We start from the raw sequence: 21,535 nt of genomic DNA on the forward strand, positions 1-21,535 counted from the left end.
ATTTTAGTGGCGACATTATTTCACCCAGACCCCAATCCATGAAACCATATCGCGTGTACGCCGCATTTTTGGCGGCCTTAATCCTGGTATCCTGTTCTGCCGGGCGCCAGATTGGTCGCGGCGTTCAGAAAACATTCCGCAACGCGCCGCTGACCAGGCAATACCACGTTGGTTTTGCCCTTTATGATCCGGAAACCAAAAAAATGCTGTACCAGCAAGATGCCGACCGGTATTATACCCCGGCATCAAATACCAAGCTTTATACCTTTTATGCAGGTTTAAAGATACTGAAAGATTCCTTGCCTTCGCTGCGGTTTGTTGAGCAGGGCGACTCGCTGATCTTTTGGGGAACCGGAGACCCTTCTTTCCTGCATTCGCAGTTGAAAAACCGGGTCGCACTCGATTTCCTGTCCCGGAGCCCAAAAAAATTATTCTTTGCGCCCGGCCGCTATACAGGCCCTGTTTATGGCTTGGGCTGGGCCTGGGATGATTACAATGACTATTACCAGGCAGAAATTAATGAGTTGCCGGTTATGGATAACCTGGTTGTGGTTAGCAAAAAAAAGTCGGGTGGCCTTGACATCAGCCCGAAAGTCTTTGCCGATTGTTTTGTGGCCGACCCGGATAAAAAAGGTGGGTTTGGCATACAGCGCGCATTCCTCGAGAACACCTTTCGATATCCGGAAGGCGCAGTGCCAGACCGCTTCACGCAGCAGATCCCCTATAAAGTATCAGACCTTTTAACGGTGAACCTGCTCTCAGACACCTTGCACAAACCTGTTGAACTTGTAAGCCGGAAAATGCCGTCGTATGCCAAAACCGTATACGGAGCCCGTCGCGACTCGGTCCTCAAACAGATGATGCTGCCCAGCGATAATTTTGTGGCCGAGCAGCTGCTGCTGGTTTACGCTGATCAGGCCGGGCTGGAAATGAACGCGGCAAAGGTGATCGACCATGTAACGAAAACGTACCTGGCTGACCTTCCTGACAAGCCGCAATGGGCAGACGGATCGGGCTTATCCAGAATGGACCTCTTTACACCGCGAGACATGATCTATCTGCTGGAATTGATATGGAAGGAATTTCCAGATAAACAGAAACTCTTCGAACTGCTGCCTGCCGGCGGAAAAAGCGGAACACTCAGAAACGCCTATCCGAAGACCGGTCAGCCGTTCGTATTTGGCAAAACAGGAACACTCTCCAATGTGCACAACCAAAGTGGGTACATCCGGACCAAAAAAGGTAAGTTGCTGCTATTTGCGTTTATGAACAATAATTTCCTGCAGCCTACTGCAGAAGTGCGCAAGGAGATGGTGCGCATTATGACCGAAATTCACGAGAAATATTAGGAGTTCTTAAATCGAATCTTTTTTGTGCTGGTTTTTGCGGTTTTGAATTGTGAATCGTTAGATTTGATAATCAACCATTTAAAACCTATCACCATGAGGAACCATTACCTGTTGCTGGCTTGCACACTGCTGTTATTTGCTGCCTGTAAGAAAGAAACCATTCATCCAAAGGCTGAAGTTGACCCGCCAGCAGCCTACGTATCTGATACGTCTTTTAAAATCGTAGGTTATTTTCCCAGCTACCGGGACCCGGCAGGTGTGAACCCGGCCAAGTATAAAATGCTGACGCATCTCTTCTATGCCTTTTTGAATCCGCGGGCCGATGGCTCGCTGGCTCCGCTGGCGCAGCCGGGGCGGTTCAATACCGTGATTCAGCAAGCCAAGGCACAGGGTCTTAAAACAGGCATCTCTGTTTCCGGCGATGCCAATATTTTTGTGACGCTGGCCGCATCCGAAGCCACGCGTACGCAGTTTGTGAGCAATGTCCTGGCCTTTGTGCGCAGCAACCAGCTGGACGGCCTTGATCTCGACTGGGAATACCCCAGGCAGGGTGTAGCAGATCAAACGTATGCCTTGCTGATGAAAGAGCTGTCAGATTCCCTGCATAAGCATAACAAATTTCTCAGTGCCGCCATTACTCCGGGGGTGTATGCGGGCACCGTTCGCGACGGCATTCGAACAGAAGTGTTTGGTTATGCCGATTTTTTCAACATCATGATCTATGACGGGGCAGGCTGGCAAGGCGAACCGAATCATGCCTCGTACAACATGACCGTCGCTTCGCTCAACTACTGGCTAAATACCCGCGGCATGCCTAAAAAGAAGGCCGTACTTGGGATGCCCGCTTATGGCAAGACAGCCGCAGGCGCCTCGGCCGGTGTGCGCGATTTTGAAGCAGCAGGTGTGGATATAAACGGGGACTATGCGCGATACAACAATGCAGATTACTATTTTAACGGCATAACCACCGTAAAGCAAAAGACGACCCTGGCTTCACAGCGCTGTAACGGCATTATGTTTTGGGAGTTGTATCATGATACCAATTCGGCCAATTCCATCATCAAAGCCGCCAACGACCAACTGGGCAGAAATTATAACTGATGAATATCAAACTGCAGCACGCCATTCAAAACCGCATCGATGCCGGCGGCAGGCGCTACCTCTATTTCGGTGGCACATCATACCTGGGCCTGGCTACACATCCCGGGTTTATGGAATGTTACAGCAAAGGGCTGCAGCGTTACGGTGTCAACAATGGTACCAGCCGGAGCAACAACATCCAGATCGCTTTGTACGAGGAAGCGGAAGCGTTTGCCGCTGCCCGTTTCGGCGCTGAAGCAGCGCTGATCCTCTCAAGCGGTTACCTGGCCGCCCAACTCTGTGTCAGGGCTTATGTTGGGCGGCAGTTAGCGTACGCGCCTGGGACCCATCCGGCACTTTGGTCAGATGAGGTGCCCCGGCAGCACGGAAGCGTAAGTGCCTGGATGCGGGAGCTTCCCGCGGGGCCTGCAGAGCGCATCGTGCTGAGCAACACACTCAACAACCTCATGCCGGAGCGGTATGACTTTTCAGCCCTGCCGGGCGATGCACACAAACAACTTCTGCTTGCAGATGACTCGCACGGTATCGGCCTGCTCGATGGCGGCATCGGTGCTTATACCCGGCTGAAAACTGAGGCTCCGGCCAGGATCGTGGTTGTAGCCTCTATGGCGAAGGCGCTGGGGGTCGATGCAGGGATCATCCTTGGCGACCGGGATACTGTAGCAGAGCTGCGAAAAAGCGTGGTCTTCAACGGCGCCTCGCCCCCGGCTGCGGCCGCGCTGTACGCGTTCATGAACAGTTCCGACCTGTACGGCCGTCAGTGGCAGCAGCTGCAGGAAAACCAACACTATTTTTCCAAATACCTGGCCAATCAGCAAAACTGGTCGTATATTCCTGAACTGCCGGTTTTTCGCCATACAGATGTATCGCTTCATCACCAGCTGGCCGAAAAGGGCATCCTGATTTCGTCATTCCCTTACCCGGATGCCAGCGGCCCGCTTTTGAACCGGGTAGTGCTGAACAGCGAACATACGCGGGACGAACTGGACCGACTTCTGGACATTTTAAATACCAACGAATGAGAACGATATACCTCTTTTTCTGCTGTTTGTTCTTGGCCGCGGCGCTGCATGCGCAGACCGTTTGGGTTGTCAGGCATGCCGAAAAAAGCACGGCGGTAAAGACGGCCGACCCGGAACTCAGTGAAACGGGAAAGCTTCGGGCAGCCGCGCTCACCGCTTATTTCAAAGACCACAAGATCGATGAGGTTTACAGTACGGCTTATATTCGCACCAGGGAAACAGTTTCTGGGGTCGCAGAAGCCAGCCATAAGCCCGTGTTGGCTTACGATTCTCCCGCAACCCTGGCCGGTAGGGTCTGGTCAGGATCATCCCGGAAAAAAGTGCTCATTGCCGGGCATTCGAATACGGTACCAGATATCTTGCGGGCTTTAGGTGCCAGTTTTGATCAGAAGGAGCTACATGATGAGGATTATGACTACATTTTTAAGATCGTCAGAAAAGGCAAAAAGCTGCGGTTAACGAGCAGTCATTATGGTGCTTTACACCGCGCGGGTCACTAAAGTTTTTGAAAAGGGATGTCCATGAGGCTATAGTTTTGCCAGCCTTGGAAATCAAAGTGCCACCACTCGTTGTACATGACCTTGAACCCATGCCGGTGCATGGTGCTGATGAGCAGGTCCCGGTTTTTTTTCACCTGAACATCCAGGTTTGCATACCGGGCGGCTGCCTCGGGGCTGAAACTGTCGAAAGGCGTAGGCATGGGCAGTTCTTTGCCGGTCTTAAGCGAAATAAGCGTAAGGTCTATGGCGCAGCCGCGATTGTGTTTGGAACCTTTGTTCGGATTTGCCACGAAGTCTTTCTGCACCGCCTGGCGGTAAAAATCGAGCGTTACGGCATAGGGGCGGTAAGCATCAAATATTTTCAGGCCCAGGCCCTTTTTTTGCAGGTCAGCCTGCACCTTTCGCAATTGCACTACAACCGGTTTGCGCGCAAAGGCGCGTGCCTGCGCGTACATGACCCGCTTCATAAAGTTATTCCTTGTGGCGTATCGGATATCCAGGCGAACCGAGGGAATTGCTTTGTTGATCTCAACGAGCTGATTGTCTGGGTTTTCTTTTACCGCGGCCTGGTAGTCTCTGAAATTGTTGATGATCTTCAACCCGTAAGGATTCTGCGCATTTTTCTGAGCGCATGCCTGGACAAAAGCCGGAAGCAGAAGCAGGAAAAGAAATCTTCTCATGGCAGTTACTGGTTGGAAACCATCAGGAGCTCGAGGTTTTTAAATGGAAAATTAAACATGTCTGCCAGGTCTTTATTGGTCATGTGCCCCTGGTAAATGTATAGCGCATCGCGGATTCCCGGGCGCTGCCAGGCCATGTTCATCAGGCCGCCCATATCGCCGATATCGAGCAGGATGGGGGCGAAAATATTGGTCAGCGCATAAGAGGCGGTACGCGGAACGCGCGATGCGATGTTCGGAACGCAATAGTGGATCACATCATACTTTCTGAAAACAGGGTCTTTATGGTTGGTCACCTCCGATGTTTCAAAGCAGCCGCCCTGGTCTATGCTCACGTCAATTACGACCGAATCGGGTTTCATGCGGCTAACCGTCTCTTCCATCACAACACAAGGGCTGCGACCATGGGTGGCCCGAATCGCGCCGATCACGACATCGCATGTTGTGATGGCCTTGTTCAGGACAATGGGCTGCATGACCGAAGTAAAAACCCGGCTGTTACCCAGGTTGGTCTGGAGCCGGCGCAGGCGGTAAATGGAACTGTCAAATACCTTCACCTCGGCGCCAAGCGAAAGGGCGGTCCGCGCGGCATATTCACCAACGGTTCCGGCACCCAGAATAACGATTTCTGTAGGCGGAACACCCGTGAAACCACCCAGCATCAGGCCCTTACCGCCTGTTACACTGCTCAGGTACTCGGCAGCAATGAGAATGGAAGTTGAACCGACAATTTCGCTCATGGCACGTACCACACACAATACATTGCCCTCATCGCGCAGGTGCTCAAAACAAAGAGCGTTGATTTTTTTCTGCATCAGCGCTTTAAGGTAAGGCGCTTTCAGCGTTCCGGTAGGAAGCGAAGAGACCAGTGTCTGGCCTTTGTGCATAAGCTCGATCTCCTCCATGGTTGGCGGAGCGATCTTGACAATAATGTCTGCCTGGAATACTTCTTTTTTATCGTGGGAAATGCGCGCACCCTGTTCAGCGTAATTCTGGTCTGAAAAATTCGCGCCTTTGCCTGCTCCGCTTTCAATGATGACCTGGTGGCCGTTGTTAACAAGCAATGCAACCGAAAGGGGAGTAAGGGCGATGCGGCTTTCCTGGAAAGAAATTTCTTTCGGAATACCAATGTACAGGCTGTTCTTTCTGCTTTGCGTTTCCAGCATCGACTCTTTCGGCTGCCGCAGGCCCTGCCGGGCAATGGCGGCCATTCCTTCTCTTAATCCTGAAGCCATCTATCCTGGTTATTTTAGGTCTTTGAAGTTACGAAAATAAACCGAAACGGCGGCTACCCGGTCGATTTTTGAAAACTGAAGCGACGGGAAGACGGGCCGGTTACCGCTATGTCAATCCGAACATACGTTTCGGGAAGAAGCCCGTCAATACGCTCAGGCCACTCGATCAGGCACACGTCACCACTGTAGAAGTACTCTTCATAACCCAGGTCATAGGCTTCCTCAACGCGTTTCAGGCGGTAAAAATCGAAGTGGTAAACCGGCCCGGCGGGGCGGTCATAAACGTTGACAATGGAGAACGTAGGGCTGGACACGATGCCTGTAACGCCAAGCCTGCGGCAAAAGGCTTTGATAAAGGTGGTTTTACCGGCGCCCATCTCGCCGAAAAAAACAAAGATCTGCTGGCCGGCGGCAAAGTCGTACAATGCCCCGGCAGCCTGGTCAAGCGCTTCGGGCGCTCCGATATCAATCGTCATACACGTTTTTTAGCTGGCACAAAGATAAACACCCAAGCCTATCGCGGCGAATAGGTTACAATGGGAATAATCATTTCTTCAAGAGAAATGCCGCCATGCTGGAAAGTCTCGTTATAATAATTTACAAACTGATTGTAGTTGTTCGGGTAGACAAAGTAGCTGTCTTCCTTTGCAAAGATGTAACTTGAACTGATGTTGATTTTTGGCAGGTGCGCATCGTTCGGGTTTTTGATTGCAAAAACCTCTTTGTCATTGTAACTCAGGTTGCGTCCCTGTTTATAGCGCAGGTTGGTATTGGTGCTGCGGTCGCCGATGACCTTGCTCGGTTTTTTAACACGGATTGTACCATGATCGGTAGTCAGAACTACCTTAACATTTTTCTGAGCAAGTTTTTTAAGCAGGTCTAAGAGGGCAGAGTGTTCAAACCAGGACAGCGTGAGCGAGCGGTAAGCCGCATCGTCATTGGCCAGTTCCCGGATCATCTGCATATCGGTCCGGGCATGCGAAAGCATATCTACAAAGTTGAAAACGATTGCGTTGAAATCATTCTGCATCAGGTTGGCGCTTTGCTCGACCAGTGCTTTGCCATCATCGTAGGTCAGGATCTTATGGTAGCTGAATTTGCAGTCTTTTCTCAGGCTTCTTTTGATCTGTTCGCCCAGAAAGGCCTCTTCGTGCATGTTTTTTCCGCCCTCGTCATCGTCGTTGAGCCACAGGTTCGGGTGCCGTTTTTCCATGTCAAGCGGCAATAAGCCAGAGAAAATGGCATTACGTGCATATTGTGTGGCTGTAGGCAGAATGCTGGAATACATGTCTTCCTCATCAATTCGGAAATACTCTGTAATAAGCGGGTTAATCACACGCCACTGGTCATAACGCAGGTTGTCGATCAGGATAAAAAAGACCGGTGTGGTGCTGTTGATGAGGGGAAATACTTTTTTCTTCAACAGTTCGTGCGAGAGCATGGGCGGCTTGCCATTGCCGTTTACCCAATCCATGTAGTTGTCTTCGATAAACTTTGAGAACTGCATGTTGGCCTCAGATTTCTGAAGTGTCAGAATTTCATGCATCTGCTGGTCATCGAGTTTTTCAAGCTCAAGCTCCCAGAAAATGATCTTTTTGTAGACCTCCACCCACTCTTCATAGTTGAGGCGGTCGTTAAGAGTCATACCCAGCCGTCTGAAGTCCTGCTGGTAGGCCATCGAAGTTTTTTCGCTGACAAGCCGTTTGTTGTCGATCAGTTTTTTAATGGTCAGCAGCACCTGCTTGGGATTAACCGGCTTGATGAGGTAATCATCTATCTTCGAACCGATGGCATCTTCCATCAAATTTTCTTCTTCGCTTTTGGTAATCAGCACCACGGGTACATCGGGGGATACATTTTTGATTGCAGAGAGCGTTTCAAGCCCACTCATGCCAGGCATATTTTCATCCAGGAAAACCAGGTCAAAATGCTCCTTCCCGAAGCCTTCAAGTGCGTCGTTCCCGTTTGTAAAAGTGGTTACCTGGTAGCCTTTTTCGTTCAGAAGAAGAATGTGTGGTTTCAACAGGTTGATTTCATCATCAGCCCATAATATTTTAGTTTCCTGCATGTTATATCTGTAAAGTGTAAACTTGATATCCCGAAACAAATGCCGGGTTCGCTGTTTGCGTAAAAATAGCAATTTTTGTACCGTATAATCTGACAACACACCCTTGAATAAGAAGAAGATCATCAACGATCCGGTATACGGATTTATCAGCATTCCATCGGTATTGGTTTATGACCTGATTTCGCACCCCTACTTTCAGCGCCTGCGGTACATCAAGCAGCTGGGCATGACGCACCTGGTTTACCCGGGCGCACTCCACACCCGTTTTCACCACGCGCTGGGCGCCATGCACCTGATGGGGCTGGCCATCGAAGTGCTGCGTGGCAAGGGACACAGCATATCAGCCGCAGAAGAGGAAGCGGCCAGCATTGCCATCCTGCTGCACGACATTGGGCACGGCCCGTTCTCACACGCCCTGGAGCATACCCTGATGCAGGGCGTGCACCATGAACAGGTTTCCATGTGTCTCATGAAGCAACTGAACGAAACGTTTAACGGAAAGCTTGCTACAGCCATTGACATATTTACCGGGCAGTACCCTAAACAATTCCTGCACCAGCTGATTTCGGGGCAACTGGACCTGGACCGCATGGACTACCTGAACCGCGACAGCTTTTTTACAGGTGTAAGCGAAGGTGTGATCAGCTTCGACCGCATCATTAAGATGTTCAATATAGCCGGCGATGCGCTGGTCATCGAAGAGAAAGGTATTTATTCGATTGAGAAGTTCCTGATTGCCCGCCGGCTCATGTACTGGCAGGTTTACCTGCACAAAACGGTCATTGCCGGCGAACAGATGCTCATCAATACGCTGAGGCGGGCAAAGGAACTTGCATCAGGCGGCAGCCGCCTTTTTGCCGCACCGGCGCTGGCCCATTTCCTGGAAAACCAGGTGGGGAAGACAGAATTTTTTGAATCGCCGGGGCACCTGGAAAAATTTGTGCAGCTTGACGATCAGGACATCCATGCCGCCATTAAGGTATGGGCATCGCATGAAGACCCGGTGCTGTCTGCGCTTTGCCGAATGCTCACCAGGCGTGAGCTGTTTAAGGTAGAAATTACCGGAACGGCGCCTGATCAGGAGCGGGTAGCCGACCTGGTACAGCGCAGCAGCGCGGTGTTCGGCATCAGCCCAGCCGAAGCCGGTTATTTCGTTTATACGAATACGGTAGAAAACCGGGCGTACAACGCTGCGATAGAAAACGTAAATATCCTGATGAAAAATAATGCGGTGATTGATATTGCAAAGGCTTCCGACTTGTCAAACCTGCAGTCGCTGGACCGCACGGTAACCAAACATATTCTTGCTTATCCGCGGGGCATTTAGGTTTTTTAACAAAATAAATGGTTTTTTATCCCGTTTAGTCTCTTATCATTGTACCTTGATTGCAAAAACGCCTTGTCTGCCAGGTGGGTAGCCGAAATTTCAAAGGCCGGGTATCGTTTGGCGTTGTGCCGGCGTTTCTGCGATACGGGCCTGCGGGAAACCATGCAGGAAAACGCCGCAGGACTCCCCTTAAAGGAGGATATTGCGCCACCGGGCGGCGTCTTTATTTGTTCATATCAATTTAACATTTAACTTTGTAAAATGCAATTTACGGCCAAACAGATAAGTGGGTTTCTTAATGGAACCATAGAGGGTGATCCGGACGTAGAAGTGGCTGAGTTGTCAAAAATAGAAGAGGGCAGGCCAGGTTCTCTGTGTTTTCTTTCCAATCCGAAATACGAGAACTTTCTTTACAGCACCCAGGCATCGGTGGTTATTGTCTCACGCAGTTTTGAAGCTGACCAGCCTGTAAAGCCAACCCTGATCAGGGTAGACAATCCTTACAGTGCATTCTCGCTCCTGCTTGAAAAGTACAATGAGGCGCTGAAACAGGAACACAAGCCGGGAATTGAAGAGCCGTGTTTCATTCATCCGTCTGCAAAAATTGGCCAGAACGTATTTATCGGGGCGTTTTCTTACATCGGGGAGGGTGTTATCATCGGCGATGATGCTAAGATCTTTACCCAGGTATACATTGGCGCCGGAACCCAGATCGGGGAGGGCTGCATCATCTATCCGGGGGTTAAGATTTACCACCAGTCGCAGGTTGGCCGGCAGGTGGTAATCCACTCAAACGCAGTGATCGGCAGCGATGGCTTTGGCTTCGCACCGCAGGCTGATGGCAGCTACCACAAAATTGCCCAGATCGGTAATGTGATCATCGAAGACGATGTGGAGATCGGGGCCAACACCACGATAGACCGGGCCACGATGGGCTCTACCATAATCCGCTCGGGCGTAAAACTGGACAACCTGATCCAGGTTGCCCACAATGTAGAAATAGGCGCCAATACAGTGGTCGCGGCGCAGTCGGGCATATCCGGCAGTTCCAAAATCGGCGCGAACAGTGTGATCGGCGGGCAGGTTGGAATTGCAGGTCACCTCACACTGGCCAAAGGCACGCAACTCGGTGCAAAGGCGGGAGTTAATTCAAACATTTCAGAAGAAAACAGGCAGTGGCACGGATCGCCGGCCCAGCCATTAAGAGACTGGCTGAAGGCCTCGGTCATATTCAGGCGTTTGCCAGATATTGAAAAGCAGATCAGTGCGCTGGAGGCCAGGATCAGCAACCTGTTCCAGGGTGCTGACAAATAAATACACACGAATGAACGTTAAACAAAAAACCATCAAACGGGAAGTATCCGTATCGGGAGTGGGTCTTCATACGGGCGCAAATGTCACCCTGACATTTTGCCCGGCCCCCGAGAACCATGGCTTTAAATTTCAGCGGGTAGACCTGGAAGGGCAGCCCATCGTTGAGGCAGATGCCGATAACGTAACCGACACGTCAAGAGGAACCACGATTAGCCAAAACGGCGCCAGCATCAGCACCGTAGAGCATGTCATGGCTTCGCTGATTGGAATGGACCTTGACAATGTGCTGATGAAACTCGATGGTCCGGAAGCCCCGATTATGGATGGAAGCGCCATTTTGTTTATCGAAGCGCTTGAATCTGCTGAAAGCCAGGTTCAGGATGCTGACCGCGAATATTTCCAGATACCACACAATATTACCTATACAGAGGCAGACCGCAAGGTAGAGATCGTAGCCATGCCGCTTGATGATTACCGGTTTACCTGTATGATCGATTACAACTCGCCGGTGCTGGGCAGCCAGCATGCCGGAATAACGAGCATTGCTGAGTTCAAAAAGGAAATCGCCTCCTGCCGTACGTTCTGTTTCCTGCACGAGCTTGAATACCAGTTGCAGAACAACCTGATCAAAGGCGGCGACCTGAACAACGCGATCGTGATCGTTGACAAAGAAGTGACCAGCGAGGAACTGAATCACCTGGCTAAACTCTTTAACCGGGAAGACATTGCCGTTGCGCCACAGGGCATCCTGAACAATATGGACCTGCGCTACCAGAACGAACCTGCCCGGCACAAACTGCTCGACATGATCGGCGATCTTGCACTGGTTGGCATGCACCTGAAGGGGCACATCATGGCAGCACGACCAGGTCATGCGGCAAACGTTGCCTTCGCAAAGAAAATCAAGGCCGCTATAAAAAAGGAAAAGAATAAAAAAGTCCAGCGGGTCTATGATCCCACAGCCAAACCGCTGCTTGATACGGTCCAGATCATGAACATCCTGCCGCACCGGCAGCCGTTCCTGTTCGTCGACAAAATCCTGGAGCTCACCAAAACGTACGTAGTTGGCGTGAAGAACGTGACCATGAACGAAGAGTTTTTCAAAGGGCATTTTCCGGGCGCGCCCGTGATGCCGGGTGTTGTTCAGATCGAGGCCATGGCCCAGGTGGGCGGCATCCTGGTTCTCAGTACGGTCGATGACCCGCAGAATTACTTAACATATTTTCTCAAGATCGATAATGTACGTTTCCGGGCACAGGTGCTGCCGGGCGACTCGATCGTGTTCCGCTGCGACTTAATGGAGCCCATCCGGCGGGGTATTGCCCAGATGAAAGGCGTGGGCATGGTCGGCGACAAAGTTGTCGTCGAAGCCGAGATGATGGCACAAATCAGTAAGGTTAAAAACAGCGAAACAGCAAATTCATGATACAGCCCTTAGCATATATTCATCCGCAGGCAAAGATCGCCGACAACGTGGTGATCGAACCCTTCGTTACCATCCACAAAGATGTGGAAATCGGCGAGGGTACCTGGATCGGATCAAACGTGACCATCATGGACGGTGCGCGGATTGGTAAAAACTGCCGCATTTTTCCTGGTGCCGTCATATCGGGCGTGCCGCAGGATCTTAAATTCAACGGTGAGGTGACCACGGCTGAGATCGGTGACAATACAACGATCCGCGAGTGTGTTACGGTTAACCGCGGAACGAAAGACAAGTGGAAGACCGTAATCGGCAGTAACTGCCTGATCCAGGCTTATTCGCATGTGGCGCACGATTGTGAAGTGGGCAACTACTGTATCTTTTCAAACAGCACCACGCTTGCCGGGCACATCACGATTGGTGATTATGTTGTGCTTGCTGGCCTGGTGGCCATTCACCAGTTTGTTAAGGTCGGCTCGCACGCTTTTGTAACGGGTGGCTCCCTGGTGCGTAAAGACGTACCTCCGTACGTAAAGGCCGCGCGCGAACCCCTTTCTTATGCCGGGATCAACTCGGTTGGTTTACGCCGGCGTGGGTTTTCTCCCGAAAAAATTAACGAAATACAGGAGATTTATAGGGTGCTGTTTGTCAAAAACAATAATGTAACCAAGGCCCTTGACATAATCGAAGCCGAATTTAAGCCTACTGAAATTCGCGATGAGATCGTAGATTTTATCCGCAATTCGAACCGCGGCGTGATGAAGGGTTTCGGCATGGGTAGCTAAACTAGCCACCATTATGAGAATCAGTTTGGAAAATGCAGGCCGGCGGTTTAACCGGGAGTGGATTTTCCGCGGCGTTACGGCAAACTTGCTGCCCGGCGGGCGATACGCTGTGCTGGGGCCGAATGGTTCGGGTAAATCGACCCTGCTCAGCCTGATCTCAGGACACCTGAGCCCTTCAGAGGGGAAGGTGCTTTACCAGGCGGCCAGCGGGCCGGTCCAGGTAGAATCTGTTTACAGGCACCTGAGTTTTGCTGCACCATACCTGGACTTGATCGAAGAATTCAGCCTGTCTGAAATGATCGATTTTCACTTTCGCTTTAAGCCGATGGATGGGGGTATGGACCGTCATTCCCTGGTTGAGCTGCTCGGCATGGAAAAATCTAAGCACAAAGCGATCAAGTATTTTTCTTCAGGAATGAAACAGCGAACCAGGCTTGCGCTGGCATGCTGCGCCGCTACGCCGGTGCTGCTGCTCGACGAGCCGACCTCGAACCTGGACAGCCAGGGGGTGCAGTGGTACGAGGCACTGATCGAAGGCTTTGCCGGAAGTAAATTAATCGTAGTTTGCTCGAATCAGCCATATGAATATGCGTTTTGCAAGCATTACATTCAAATTACAGATTATAAATAGTGGGGCTGTACCTTTGTAAAAAGGCGCTGGAATGAGCTTGCAGGATGGAAATTTAAAATGTTGAAAAAAAATTTTGTAAATTAAATATTGTTCATACCTTTGCGGCACGAAAATGAGCCGGAGTAAGGGCTCAAATTCTAACCAAAAATGGCAAAAGCATCAGAAATTAAAAACGGTAACATTCTCCGCTTCAACGGAGAACTTGTACAGGTAGAAGAGTTCATCCACCGTACGCCCGGAAACCTTCGTGCTTTTTACCAGGCCAGAATGAGGAACGTGAAAACCGGTAAACTTGTAGAGTACCGTTTTCGCACCGACGAAGAGGTGGAGATTTGCCGGGTAGAAACCAGCGATTACCAGTATCTTTATGAAGATGGCGAGTTTTTGGTGGTCATGGACAACAACACTTTTGAGCAGTTCAATATTCCAAAAAAACTGTTCGGTGATCCGGTCAGGTTCCTAAAAGAAGGCATGAATGTGATCATTGCCTTTGAAAGTGAAGAACCGATCATGGCACAGACGCCTTCTCATGTAGAGTTAGAAATTACTTACACAGAGCCGGCTGTAAAAGGTGATACATCTACAAACGCGCTCAAATACGCCACCGTAGAAACTGGTGTTGAAATCAAAGTCCCTATGTTTATTAACCAGGGAGACAAAGTAAGGGTAGATGCCCGTACAGGCGACTACATTGAAAGAGTAAAATAAGAATTTTCATAGTTTAGTTTAGGTTTAGGTTGATTATGGCTTCGGAGTGGTTCCCGGAGCCATTTTTTTTGTCCTGTCAGCTTTGTCTTATCTTCGTGCATGGCAGCAATGAAAAAAGACCTGCGGCGATCTGCGCTCGCAGCCCGTATGGCATTAAGCGAGAGGGAATTCGAATCGCTCAACTCAGAACTGCTCGGGCATTTTACCAGATTGGATTTGCCGGAGACGGGCACGGTACATATTTTTCTCCCTATCGAATCGAAACGGGAGCCAGACACTTTCCGGCTCATCGACTGGCTGCGGTCCGCCCGGCCGGGGTTGCGCATCTTGGTGCCGAAAGCTGATTTCGATACGGCCCTGATGTCTCACCATGAGTACCTTGGCCGGGATGATTTAAAAAAGAACCTTTATGAAATTCTCGAGCCCGAAAAAGGTGCCATGCATGATGGGGAAATCGACATCGTTTTTGTTCCCTTGCTTGCGGCAGACCGCCGGGGCTACCGTGTTGGTTATGGAAAAGGCTTTTATGACCGGTTTCTGGACGGTCTGCAAGCTCGTGCCATCGGCATCAGCCTGGCTGAACCGATAGCGGAAATCACAGACATACATGACCAGGACATCCGGCTGGATGCCTGCCTGACGCCCTCTGGTCTGTACACGTTTGGCCGCTAGCGGTGCGTGGGGTTGAAGGCTTTTGATTAATGCAGCTCGAGCAGCACGGGGCAATGGTCAGAGTGCACCGCATCAGGTAAAATCCGTACCTGTTTAAGTCGGTCCAGTAGGGGGAGCGACGCAAGCTGGTAATCGATACGCCAGCCCAGGTTCTTGGCTCTGGAATTGGCGCGAAAACTCCACCATGTATAATGATGCGGGTCTTTGTTGAAATGCCTGAAGGTATCTATAAAACCATTGTCCAGAAAGACCTGCATCCATTCGCGCTCTGCGGGCAAAAAGCCTGACGAATTGGCGTTCGATTTTGGGTTGTGAATATCCATTGCCGTATGGCAGATGTTGTAATCGCCTGATATGATCAGATTGGGAATCTGCTCTCGCAGCATGCTGATGTACTGCGAAAAAAAGTGCATGAACTCGTACTTTTTCACCTGTCTCTCTTCGCCGCTGCTTCCCGAAGGCATGTACAGGCTCATGAGCGAAAAACCTTCAAAATCTGCTCTTAAAATACGGCCTTCGCGGTCAATCCATTCCTCCCCGCAGCCGGTTTCAACATGTTTGGGCTTAACCTTAGTCAGCAGTGCGACCCCACTGTAACCCTTTTTTTCTGCCGGGTGCCAGTAGTGGTGGTAACCCATCTGTTCGATCAGGCCGATGATTTCACCGAGCTGATCGGGCAAGGCTTTTACTTCCTGTAAACAAACCATGTCGGCATTGGTGGCCTGCAGCCAGCCCAGGAAATTTTTGGAACAGGCAGAGCGGATGCCGTTCACGTTATAGGATATGATCTTCATTTCTTTTCAGTTCCGGAATTATTTGTCGCATCACGCATCAGCTTTTTCTCCAGCTTGCGGGCTTCACGCTTTTTAAGCAGGCCCACTTTCATGCTCACATCGGTTTGCGGCCGGTCGCGTTTGTTGGTCGGAACACCCGCAATGCTGTCGACCATGTCGAATCCCTGAACCACTTCTCCGAAAGCGGTGTAATTGCGGTCAAGATGCGGTGTGCCGCCAAGGGTCTTGTAAACTTCGCGCTGGTAAGCGGGAATCTTAAACTTAAGCCTGCTTTGTTCCAGTTTGTCGAGTTGCTCGTCCGTAAAACGCTTGCCTTGAACAATGTAAAACTGGCAACCGCTTGACTCTTTAGCCGGGTTGTTATCGCGAGCAGCAGCCAGCACGCCTTTTTTATGAAAGAGGCTGTCATTGAATTCTGCGGGAATGCGGTAACCAATATCGCCTTCGCCCAGCAGCGAATCGGGCCTCGCATTTTTTGAGTCAGGATCCCCGCCCTGTATCATGAAGTCTTTGATTACACGATGAAACAAAGTGCCGTTATAAAACCCCGACCGGGCCAGTTTAACCATGTTGTCGCGGTGTAAGGGCGTTTGGTTGTACAGCCTGATGATACAGCTGCCCCGGGCAGTTTCAATGCGAATGTACTGGTATTTTGGCTTGGCCGCCATTGCCTGGATTTGGCAGAAAAGCAGCAGCAGAAAAAAAATTCGGCGCATGAATCGATTTTATGATGCTAAATTAACGTAAAAAAGCGAAAACACGGGTTTCAGGTTTTTACGCCGGGGCAAAATATTTGTACCTTTGAGCCTGATGAGATCTTACCAGAAAAAAGCCCTTTTCCTTGCTGTGTTTTATGCACTGAGCGTGTTGGGCTTTGCTGCGGGTCTTCATTTTTGCGGCGGTAAGCTTTCTGAGGTCAAATTGTTCGCCTCTGCAGAAGGCTGCAACATGTGCAAGAAGGCAGCTGAAAAATCAGACGGGTGCTGCAAAACAACAAAAGTAGAAGTACAGGTTAAAGATTCGCACCAGGCCGGTCTTTCTGTCAAGATGCCACAGCTTTTTGGGTTAGACCTGTTTTATATTCCTGCCTTTGCCGATTTTGTGACGCGCGTCGAAGCCGAGACTTCTGCCGCTTCTGCAAATAAAGCGCCTCCGCTGGCATCCAGGCTCTCCCTGAACATTCTCTTTCAGATCTTCAGAAATTAGGATTGCGGTTTTCGGCCGCAATAATTGTCGTGTTCCTTTTTAAAAAAGGGACCAATCTTATATACCCTAATATCTTGGAAATGAAAGTTTTAAAAATTCAAGCCATCTCTGCGCTCCTCCTTCTCTTTGCTTTTAGCGGAGCTTCTGCCCAGCAGGTCACCGCAGCCAGCCTGCAGGTAACCGGACTTACATGTTCAATGTGTTCGCAGGCGACCGAAAAGTCGCTTAGAACACTCGATTTTATCGGCACTATATCGCCTGATCTTAACAAAAATATCTTTGTACTTACATTTAAAAAAGACAAAGCGGTTAATCTGGATCTTATTAAGAAGAAAGTTAAAGATGCGGGCTTTTCAGTTGGCAAACTGGAGGCTGATTTCGCTTTTAATAACCTGAAAGTAGACGAAAATGGTTTCGCCGCGGGTAAAGGCATGACCTTCCGCTTCCTGAAAAGCCGCAACACTACGCTCAACGGAAAACTTCGTGCTGCGGTAGTGGACAAAGGTTTTGTGCCTGAGCCGCTCTTCAGGCAGAACCTTAAAAAAATCGATGGCCCCTCTTACGCCTCTGGCACCGCTACGGTTGGTGGTGAAAAGGTTCGTGTTTACCACCTGAGCATTTAGGCATGAAAGCATTCATTCGCAGCGGCGTCCTGGCGGTGCTGCTGCTTTGTAACCTCTTCGCAGGGGGCCAGGAACTATATGTTTATACAGAACCGGCAAGCAACATGCCTGCAAAATCTGTGGGGCTGCGGCTCAGCTACGAACGCATGGACGACCTGGATTTCTCAAGCCGGCTTGTGCCAGAAGCGATGGTCGGTATTAACCGGAACCTGATGGTTCATGCACAGGCTTTCCTGTCAGACATGGAAGGTCCGTTCGCATTTGAAGGAGCCAGTTTTTATGCTAAATACCGGTTCCTGAGCATAGATGACCTGCAGAAACATTTTCGCATGGCCGCCTACGGCAGGATCAGTTCGAGCAGGCGGCCTTTTCACAGCGAAGACATCAACCTGGAAGGCGACAATTCCGGCTATCAGGCCGGCCTGGTGGCTACGCAGTTGCTTCACAAGTTAGCCCTTTCGGTTACGACAGGCTACGCGCGGGTGTTCAAAAATGACGAAAAAATCCGCCCGCACACGGCGGCCCCCGCAGGCATGCTGAATTACAGTCTTTCAGCAGGCTACCTGCTCTTTCCAAGGGTATACCGCGACTACCGTCAGCCTAATTTCAATCTGTATGCCGAGGTGCTGGGTAAAACGAATCCCGGCACAGGCCACAGTTACCTCGATATTGCGCCGGCCGTGCAGCTGATCTTAAACAGTCAGCTTCGCATTGACGTAGGCTACCGGTTTCAGGCCACAGGGAACATCGAGAACCGTTATTTGCGGAACATGTTCCTTGCCCGGGTAGAGTACAATATTTTTAACGTTATTAAATAATTAAAGCCGGAAACGGCATGATCAAGACATGAAAACACTTAAATTACTTACAGCTCTGGTGCTGTTGCTTCCCTTTGCTGTTTGCGCTGCCGGCAGCGACAAGCCACTCGATAAACTTGTTGGCGCTTACCTGGAAATTAAGAATGCGCTTGCCCGCGATCAGGCTGGCCAGGCCGCTGCTGGTGCTGCTGCTTTTGCGAAACTGACTGATGCTGTGCAGGTTAAAGCCCTGCCTGAGGCTCAGCAAACAGCCTGGAGTAAGCAGGCTGCCGCGCTTAAACGCAGCACCGCTGCAATCGCGGCGTCAAAAGACCTCGCTGTGCAACGGCAGGCATTTGCCGGGTTGAGCAAGGAAATGATTGCCATGGTCAAGTTGGCGGGAACAGGAACGCCGCTCTATGTTCAGCATTGCCCGATGGCAAAAAAAAGCTGGCTGAACGAAAACAAAGCAGTAGAAAACCCTTATTATGGAAGCGAGATGTTTGCCTGTGGCTCGGTGACGGAAACCCTTCCCGCAAAAAAACAACCCTAAAGGCGGCAATGACGCTTTTTATCAAAAACATGGTCTGCGACCGCTGTAAACTCGTGATCAGCCATGAACTCAGCAAATTGGGACATATTGTGTTAAGAGCAGATCTCGGAGAGGTAAAGCTCGCAGCAGACCCCTCTGCCGTTGAGCTGGCAGAAATCGCATCTTTGCTGGCCACATTCGGCTTTGAATTAGCTACAGACAGGAAGCAGCGACTGGTAACACAGGTCAAAGCGCAGCTGATGGCGCTTTTGTATACAGACGCGGGCGGTCCTGCTCTGAACCTGTCTGCGTACCTGCCAGCGCAACTTCCCTTCGATTACAGTTACCTGAGCTCGGTCTTTTCTGAGACAGAAGGATACCCGATAGAAAAATTCTTTATCGCGCAAAAAATTGAGCGGGTTAAAGAGCTGATCAGTTATGGAGAAGAAACGCTGAGTCAAATTGCTTTTCGCATGGGTTACAGCAGCCTCGCCCATCTGAGCAGCCAGTTTAAAAAAGTTTCTGGCCTGACACCTTCAGCCTGGAAACGACAGGCCGAGTTAAAGCGCCGGCCCCTCGATCAGCTGCCCCGCATTGATTTCTTACCATAGGTCAAGACCGGGCCCCGTGGCAGCAGCGTACATTTGCAAAGCCGGTTCCTTATCGGACCGGCTTTTTAATAAATGATCATATGAAAAAATTAAGCTTATTTGTTCTTGGCGTTGTCTTCTGTTTCAGCGCCTCGGCACAAACCCGCTGGGCAGTAGATCCAATGCACTCTTTTGTGAATTTCTCGGTCAAACACATGGGTATTTCTTTTGTTGACGGTTCGTTCAGGAAATTTGATGGCAGCCTGACTGCGGCTAAACCAGATTTCAGTGATGCCAAAGTTTCCTTCACGGTAGATGTGAACAGCATCAACACAAGTGTTGAACCGCGCGATAAACACCTGAAAAGCGATGACTTTTTCGCTGCAGACAAGTATCCTGCCATGACTTTCGAAAGCACATCGTTCAAAAAACGCAGCGGTAATAATTACGAGCTTAACGGCAAGCTGACTATTAAGGATGTGACGAAAGATGTTCGCTTTGACGTGGTATTCGGTGGCACTGCCAAAGACCAGCGCGGTGGCGAGAAGGCCGGTTTCAGCGCCACGACGACCATTAATCGGCTGGACTACAACATTAAATATGACCCAACGGGCATGGGCGTTTCTAAAGATGTGACCATCCGGCTCAACCTGGAGTTCGCGCCCGCAAAGTAAACGCAGCATCATCAGTTTAACAGAGAGCCACCGCCAGGTGGCGCTCCTCTATACAGGCCCCCGCAGCAACAGCGTATTTACGGTGGGGAACCGCAACAGGCCTTTCCGGTAATCTTTTAAGCGAAAGGAGCAGATCATGGCCAGCTTTAACCAGTTTAAACAATTTGTTTCCAGCCATCCCGAAACAGTGCCGGTACCGGCACTGTTCATCGGCCATGGTTCGCCCATGAACGGGATAGAAACAAACATCTTTAGCAGGACATGGGCCGAACAGGCTGCCCTGATACCCCTTCCGGCCGCCGTGCTTGTCATTTCGGCACACTGGTATACAAGGGGCACCTTGATAACAGCCATGGACCTGCCGCCAACCATTCATGACTTTGGCGGGTTTCCGCAGGCGCTGTTCGACGTACAATACCCGGCGCCCGGCAGCCCGGCACTGGCGGCCGAGGCAGCGGCCATGGTTCGGAAAACTGAGGTGTTGATGGACCACGACTGGGGCCTGGACCATGGCGCCTGGACGGTGGTCAGACACATGTATCCTGATGCAAACATCCCGGTACTGCAAATGAGTATTGATTATACAAAGCCACCTGCCTGGCACTATGAACTCGCCGCCGAGATCCGGGCGCTGCGCAAACGCGGGGTGCTAATTTTGGGAAGCGGAAACATGGTTCACAACCTCCGCATGCTGAATTGGTCCATGATTCATGGTGGTGGTTATGACTGGGCCATTGAAGCGAACGAAACCTTCAAACAGCTGATCGCAGACGGAGACCACCGGGCACTTATCCATTATGAACAACTCTGCCATGCAGTCAGGCTGGCCGTGCCGACGCCTGAACACTACCTGCCGCTTTTGTACATACTCGGCCTGCAGACCGGCAGTGAGCCTGCAACGATCTTCAACGAACAAGCCCTGGGTGGTTCATTGACGATGACCTCGGTGCGCCTTGGTTTGGCTGACTAATATCCCTGTTGCAGACCCGATCGCAGGTGTGCCAGGTGGTGCCTGCCGTGCCAGGAATAGGTGCTGAGCAGCTCTTTTACGGTAAATTCGCGTTTGCTTTCAGGGTGGTAAAGCAGCCGGTCAAAGGCAGCTGGCTCAAGCGTGTTCAAAAAAGCGACCCACCGTCCATGCAGCGCCCGCAACAGGTTAACTGACAGAGAAATGTCTCCATGCAGGGCTTCGGCGGTTTCGGCCCAGGCCTGTTCATCATACGGACGTATCGCGGGCCTCTTTTCAGTTATAGCCAGTTTGAAGCGGGTATATGCATTCAGGTGGCTGTCCGGAAGGTGGTGGATGACCTGCCTCAGCGTCCAGCCGCCGGGCCGGTATCGCCGGGCAAGCACATCTTCATTAAAAGTTGGGATGAGGGCTTCAATCTGTTCGGGGAGAATGGCCAGATCGGCAATCCATTGGTTAATGTCGGCCGGACCCGCATCGGGATTAAAAACATGCAGGCCGATCGGGTACCTAAGGGGGTCGGGTAAAGTCATGAGC

Annotated in this window: 25 protein-coding genes; 18 read left to right on the forward strand and 7 right to left on the reverse strand. The window is 50.8% G+C overall.

The annotated features are described in order from the left end of the window. Positions 1-38: 38 nt before the first annotated feature. The 4 genes from C7T94_RS02950 to C7T94_RS02965 all read left to right on the forward strand — a co-directional run bounded on the left by C7T94_RS02950 (position 39) and on the right by C7T94_RS02965 (position 3,972). On the forward strand, positions 39-1,349 hold the full coding sequence (locus C7T94_RS02950) for a D-alanyl-D-alanine carboxypeptidase/D-alanyl-D-alanine-endopeptidase (protein WP_107213488.1): 1,311 nt from the start codon (positions 39-41) through the stop codon (positions 1,347-1,349). A gap of 93 nt (positions 1,350-1,442) precedes the next feature. Then, positions 1,443-2,450, forward strand: coding sequence for a glycosyl hydrolase family 18 protein (locus tag C7T94_RS02955; protein ID WP_107213490.1), 1,008 nt, complete (start codon positions 1,443-1,445; stop codon positions 2,448-2,450). After that, the gene (locus tag C7T94_RS02960) at positions 2,450-3,472 is read left to right on the forward strand and encodes an aminotransferase class I/II-fold pyridoxal phosphate-dependent enzyme (protein ID WP_107213492.1); all 1,023 of its coding nucleotides are present in this window, start codon (positions 2,450-2,452) and stop codon (positions 3,470-3,472) included. Before C7T94_RS02955 ends, C7T94_RS02960 begins: the two co-directional genes overlap by 1 nt. Continuing rightward, positions 3,469-3,972 (forward strand): SixA phosphatase family protein, encoded by a 504-nt coding sequence (locus C7T94_RS02965; protein WP_107213494.1) that lies wholly within the window; start codon positions 3,469-3,471, stop codon positions 3,970-3,972. Before C7T94_RS02960 ends, C7T94_RS02965 begins: the two co-directional genes overlap by 4 nt. Here C7T94_RS02965 and C7T94_RS02970 read toward each other — a convergent pair. The 4 genes from C7T94_RS02970 to porX are packed head-to-tail and all read right to left on the reverse strand — an operon-like array spanning position 3,969 to position 7,955. Beyond that, the gene (locus C7T94_RS02970) at positions 3,969-4,652 is read right to left on the reverse strand and encodes a M15 family metallopeptidase (protein WP_107213496.1); all 684 of its coding nucleotides are present in this window, start codon (positions 4,650-4,652) and stop codon (positions 3,969-3,971) included. The genes C7T94_RS02965 and C7T94_RS02970 overlap by 4 nt on opposite strands. 5 nt (positions 4,653-4,657) lie before the next feature. Beyond that, positions 4,658-5,887 carry an alanine dehydrogenase gene (locus C7T94_RS02975; protein WP_107213498.1) on the reverse strand — a complete coding sequence of 410 codons (1,230 nt, stop codon included), beginning with the start codon at positions 5,885-5,887 and terminating at the stop codon, positions 4,658-4,660. A 53-nt stretch (positions 5,888-5,940) separates the two neighbouring features. Beyond that, the gene (gene tsaE / locus C7T94_RS02980) at positions 5,941-6,363 is read right to left on the reverse strand and encodes a tRNA (adenosine(37)-N6)-threonylcarbamoyltransferase complex ATPase subunit type 1 TsaE (protein ID WP_107213500.1); all 423 of its coding nucleotides are present in this window, start codon (positions 6,361-6,363) and stop codon (positions 5,941-5,943) included. Positions 6,364-6,401: 38 nt separating this feature from the next. Next, complete coding sequence (gene porX, locus C7T94_RS02985) at positions 6,402-7,955, reverse strand: T9SS response regulator signal transducer PorX (protein WP_107213502.1); 1,554 nt, start codon at positions 7,953-7,955, stop codon at positions 6,402-6,404. 103 nt (positions 7,956-8,058) lie between these two features. Here porX and C7T94_RS02990 point away from each other — a divergent pair, with 103 nt between their 5' ends. The 7 genes from C7T94_RS02990 to C7T94_RS03025 all read left to right on the forward strand — a co-directional run bounded on the left by C7T94_RS02990 (position 8,059) and on the right by C7T94_RS03025 (position 14,815). Beyond that, positions 8,059-9,282, forward strand: a complete 1,224-nt coding sequence (locus tag C7T94_RS02990; RefSeq protein WP_107213504.1) for an HD domain-containing protein — start codon at positions 8,059-8,061, stop codon at positions 9,280-9,282. 261 nt (positions 9,283-9,543) lie between these two features. Next, complete coding sequence (gene lpxD / locus C7T94_RS03000) at positions 9,544-10,596, forward strand: UDP-3-O-(3-hydroxymyristoyl)glucosamine N-acyltransferase (RefSeq protein ID WP_107213507.1); 1,053 nt, start codon at positions 9,544-9,546, stop codon at positions 10,594-10,596. A gap of 10 nt (positions 10,597-10,606) precedes the next feature. Next, a complete protein-coding gene (locus C7T94_RS03005) occupies positions 10,607-12,022 on the forward strand; it encodes a bifunctional UDP-3-O-[3-hydroxymyristoyl] N-acetylglucosamine deacetylase/3-hydroxyacyl-ACP dehydratase (protein WP_107213509.1) in 1,416 nt (471 codons plus the stop codon). After that, a complete protein-coding gene (lpxA, locus tag C7T94_RS03010) occupies positions 12,019-12,804 on the forward strand; it encodes an acyl-ACP--UDP-N-acetylglucosamine O-acyltransferase (protein WP_107213511.1) in 786 nt (261 codons plus the stop codon). Before C7T94_RS03005 ends, lpxA begins: the two co-directional genes overlap by 4 nt. 13 nt (positions 12,805-12,817) lie before the next feature. Continuing rightward, on the forward strand, positions 12,818-13,435 hold the full coding sequence (locus tag C7T94_RS03015; protein ID WP_107213513.1) for an ABC transporter ATP-binding protein: 618 nt from the start codon (positions 12,818-12,820) through the stop codon (positions 13,433-13,435). A gap of 147 nt (positions 13,436-13,582) precedes the next feature. After that, on the forward strand, positions 13,583-14,143 hold the full coding sequence (gene efp / locus C7T94_RS03020) for an elongation factor P (protein ID WP_107213515.1): 561 nt from the start codon (positions 13,583-13,585) through the stop codon (positions 14,141-14,143). A 99-nt stretch (positions 14,144-14,242) separates the two neighbouring features. Continuing rightward, positions 14,243-14,815 (forward strand): 5-formyltetrahydrofolate cyclo-ligase, encoded by a 573-nt coding sequence (locus C7T94_RS03025; protein ID WP_239494912.1) that lies wholly within the window; start codon positions 14,243-14,245, stop codon positions 14,813-14,815. Positions 14,816-14,841: 26 nt separating this feature from the next. Here the strand turns inward: C7T94_RS03025 and C7T94_RS03030 are convergent, their stop codons facing one another. Together C7T94_RS03030 and C7T94_RS03035 are read right to left on the reverse strand one after the other, a co-directional pair. After that, on the reverse strand, positions 14,842-15,609 hold the full coding sequence (locus tag C7T94_RS03030) for an exodeoxyribonuclease III (protein WP_107213516.1): 768 nt from the start codon (positions 15,607-15,609) through the stop codon (positions 14,842-14,844). Next, complete coding sequence (locus C7T94_RS03035; protein ID WP_107213518.1) at positions 15,606-16,325, reverse strand: peptidylprolyl isomerase; 720 nt, start codon at positions 16,323-16,325, stop codon at positions 15,606-15,608. The genes C7T94_RS03030 and C7T94_RS03035 overlap by 4 nt, the downstream gene beginning before the upstream one ends. Before the next feature lie 94 nt (positions 16,326-16,419). Here C7T94_RS03035 and C7T94_RS03040 point away from each other — a divergent pair, with 94 nt between their 5' ends. From C7T94_RS03040 to ygiD, 7 genes are all read left to right on the forward strand, one after another. Next, a complete protein-coding gene (locus tag C7T94_RS03040) occupies positions 16,420-16,815 on the forward strand; it encodes an HYC_CC_PP family protein (protein WP_107213520.1) in 396 nt (131 codons plus the stop codon). A gap of 80 nt (positions 16,816-16,895) precedes the next feature. Continuing rightward, positions 16,896-17,438 (forward strand): heavy-metal-associated domain-containing protein, encoded by a 543-nt coding sequence (locus C7T94_RS03045; RefSeq protein WP_162618523.1) that lies wholly within the window; start codon positions 16,896-16,898, stop codon positions 17,436-17,438. Between the two features lie 2 nt (positions 17,439-17,440). Beyond that, on the forward strand, positions 17,441-18,256 hold the full coding sequence (locus C7T94_RS03050) for a hypothetical protein (RefSeq protein WP_107213524.1): 816 nt from the start codon (positions 17,441-17,443) through the stop codon (positions 18,254-18,256). A gap of 28 nt (positions 18,257-18,284) precedes the next feature. Further along, positions 18,285-18,788 (forward strand): DUF3347 domain-containing protein, encoded by a 504-nt coding sequence (locus tag C7T94_RS03055; protein ID WP_107213526.1) that lies wholly within the window; start codon positions 18,285-18,287, stop codon positions 18,786-18,788. Positions 18,789-18,796: 8 nt separating this feature from the next. Beyond that, on the forward strand, positions 18,797-19,378 hold the full coding sequence (locus C7T94_RS03060; RefSeq protein WP_107213528.1) for a helix-turn-helix domain-containing protein: 582 nt from the start codon (positions 18,797-18,799) through the stop codon (positions 19,376-19,378). Between the two features lie 80 nt (positions 19,379-19,458). Beyond that, positions 19,459-20,031: a YceI family protein gene (locus tag C7T94_RS03065; protein ID WP_107213530.1), complete on the forward strand. Its 573-nt coding sequence runs from the start codon at positions 19,459-19,461 to the stop codon at positions 20,029-20,031. A gap of 136 nt (positions 20,032-20,167) precedes the next feature. After that, positions 20,168-21,001 (forward strand): 4,5-DOPA-extradiol-dioxygenase, encoded by an 834-nt coding sequence (gene ygiD / locus C7T94_RS03070; RefSeq protein ID WP_107213532.1) that lies wholly within the window; start codon positions 20,168-20,170, stop codon positions 20,999-21,001. On the opposite strand, the gene C7T94_RS03075 is transcribed toward ygiD, so the two are convergent. After that, positions 20,998-21,531 (reverse strand): YfiT family bacillithiol transferase, encoded by a 534-nt coding sequence (locus C7T94_RS03075; protein WP_107213534.1) that lies wholly within the window; start codon positions 21,529-21,531, stop codon positions 20,998-21,000. The genes ygiD and C7T94_RS03075 overlap by 4 nt on opposite strands. Between the last annotated feature and the right edge of the window lie 4 nt (positions 21,532-21,535).

Origin of the sequence: Pedobacter yulinensis, assembly GCF_003029735.1 — a bacterium.
In the GTDB taxonomy this organism is placed as follows: domain Bacteria; phylum Bacteroidota; class Bacteroidia; order Sphingobacteriales; family Sphingobacteriaceae; genus Pedobacter; species Pedobacter yulinensis.

Bases quoted from the DNA above. Each gene is read 5' to 3' on its own strand.
- C7T94_RS02950 (WP_107213488.1), top strand. From the start codon at position 39: ATGAAACCATATCGCGTGTACGCCGCATTTTTGGCGGCCTTAATCCTG.
- C7T94_RS02955 (WP_107213490.1), top strand. From the start codon at position 1,443: ATGAGGAACCATTACCTGTTGCTGGCTTGCACACTGCTGTTATTTGCT.
- C7T94_RS02960 (WP_107213492.1), top strand. From the start codon at position 2,450: ATGAATATCAAACTGCAGCACGCCATTCAAAACCGCATCGATGCCGGC.
- C7T94_RS02965 (WP_107213494.1), top strand. From the start codon at position 3,469: ATGAGAACGATATACCTCTTTTTCTGCTGTTTGTTCTTGGCCGCGGCG.
- C7T94_RS02970 (WP_107213496.1), bottom strand. From the start codon at position 4,652: ATGAGAAGATTTCTTTTCCTGCTTCTGCTTCCGGCTTTTGTCCAGGCA.
- C7T94_RS02975 (WP_107213498.1), bottom strand. From the start codon at position 5,887: ATGGCTTCAGGATTAAGAGAAGGAATGGCCGCCATTGCCCGGCAGGGC.
- tsaE (WP_107213500.1), bottom strand. From the start codon at position 6,363: ATGACGATTGATATCGGAGCGCCCGAAGCGCTTGACCAGGCTGCCGGG.
- porX (WP_107213502.1), bottom strand. From the start codon at position 7,955: ATGCAGGAAACTAAAATATTATGGGCTGATGATGAAATCAACCTGTTG.
- lpxD (WP_107213507.1), top strand. From the start codon at position 9,544: ATGCAATTTACGGCCAAACAGATAAGTGGGTTTCTTAATGGAACCATA.
- C7T94_RS03005 (WP_107213509.1), top strand. From the start codon at position 10,607: ATGAACGTTAAACAAAAAACCATCAAACGGGAAGTATCCGTATCGGGA.
- lpxA (WP_107213511.1), top strand. From the start codon at position 12,019: ATGATACAGCCCTTAGCATATATTCATCCGCAGGCAAAGATCGCCGAC.
- C7T94_RS03015 (WP_107213513.1), top strand. From the start codon at position 12,818: ATGAGAATCAGTTTGGAAAATGCAGGCCGGCGGTTTAACCGGGAGTGG.
- efp (WP_107213515.1), top strand. From the start codon at position 13,583: ATGGCAAAAGCATCAGAAATTAAAAACGGTAACATTCTCCGCTTCAAC.
- C7T94_RS03025 (WP_239494912.1), top strand. From the start codon at position 14,243: ATGGCAGCAATGAAAAAAGACCTGCGGCGATCTGCGCTCGCAGCCCGT.
- C7T94_RS03030 (WP_107213516.1), bottom strand. From the start codon at position 15,609: ATGAAGATCATATCCTATAACGTGAACGGCATCCGCTCTGCCTGTTCC.
- C7T94_RS03035 (WP_107213518.1), bottom strand. From the start codon at position 16,325: ATGCGCCGAATTTTTTTTCTGCTGCTGCTTTTCTGCCAAATCCAGGCA.
- C7T94_RS03040 (WP_107213520.1), top strand. From the start codon at position 16,420: ATGAGATCTTACCAGAAAAAAGCCCTTTTCCTTGCTGTGTTTTATGCA.
- C7T94_RS03045 (WP_162618523.1), top strand. From the start codon at position 16,896: ATGAAAGTTTTAAAAATTCAAGCCATCTCTGCGCTCCTCCTTCTCTTT.
- C7T94_RS03050 (WP_107213524.1), top strand. From the start codon at position 17,441: ATGAAAGCATTCATTCGCAGCGGCGTCCTGGCGGTGCTGCTGCTTTGT.
- C7T94_RS03055 (WP_107213526.1), top strand. From the start codon at position 18,285: ATGAAAACACTTAAATTACTTACAGCTCTGGTGCTGTTGCTTCCCTTT.
- C7T94_RS03060 (WP_107213528.1), top strand. From the start codon at position 18,797: ATGACGCTTTTTATCAAAAACATGGTCTGCGACCGCTGTAAACTCGTG.
- C7T94_RS03065 (WP_107213530.1), top strand. From the start codon at position 19,459: ATGAAAAAATTAAGCTTATTTGTTCTTGGCGTTGTCTTCTGTTTCAGC.
- ygiD (WP_107213532.1), top strand. From the start codon at position 20,168: ATGGCCAGCTTTAACCAGTTTAAACAATTTGTTTCCAGCCATCCCGAA.
- C7T94_RS03075 (WP_107213534.1), bottom strand. From the start codon at position 21,531: ATGACTTTACCCGACCCCCTTAGGTACCCGATCGGCCTGCATGTTTTT.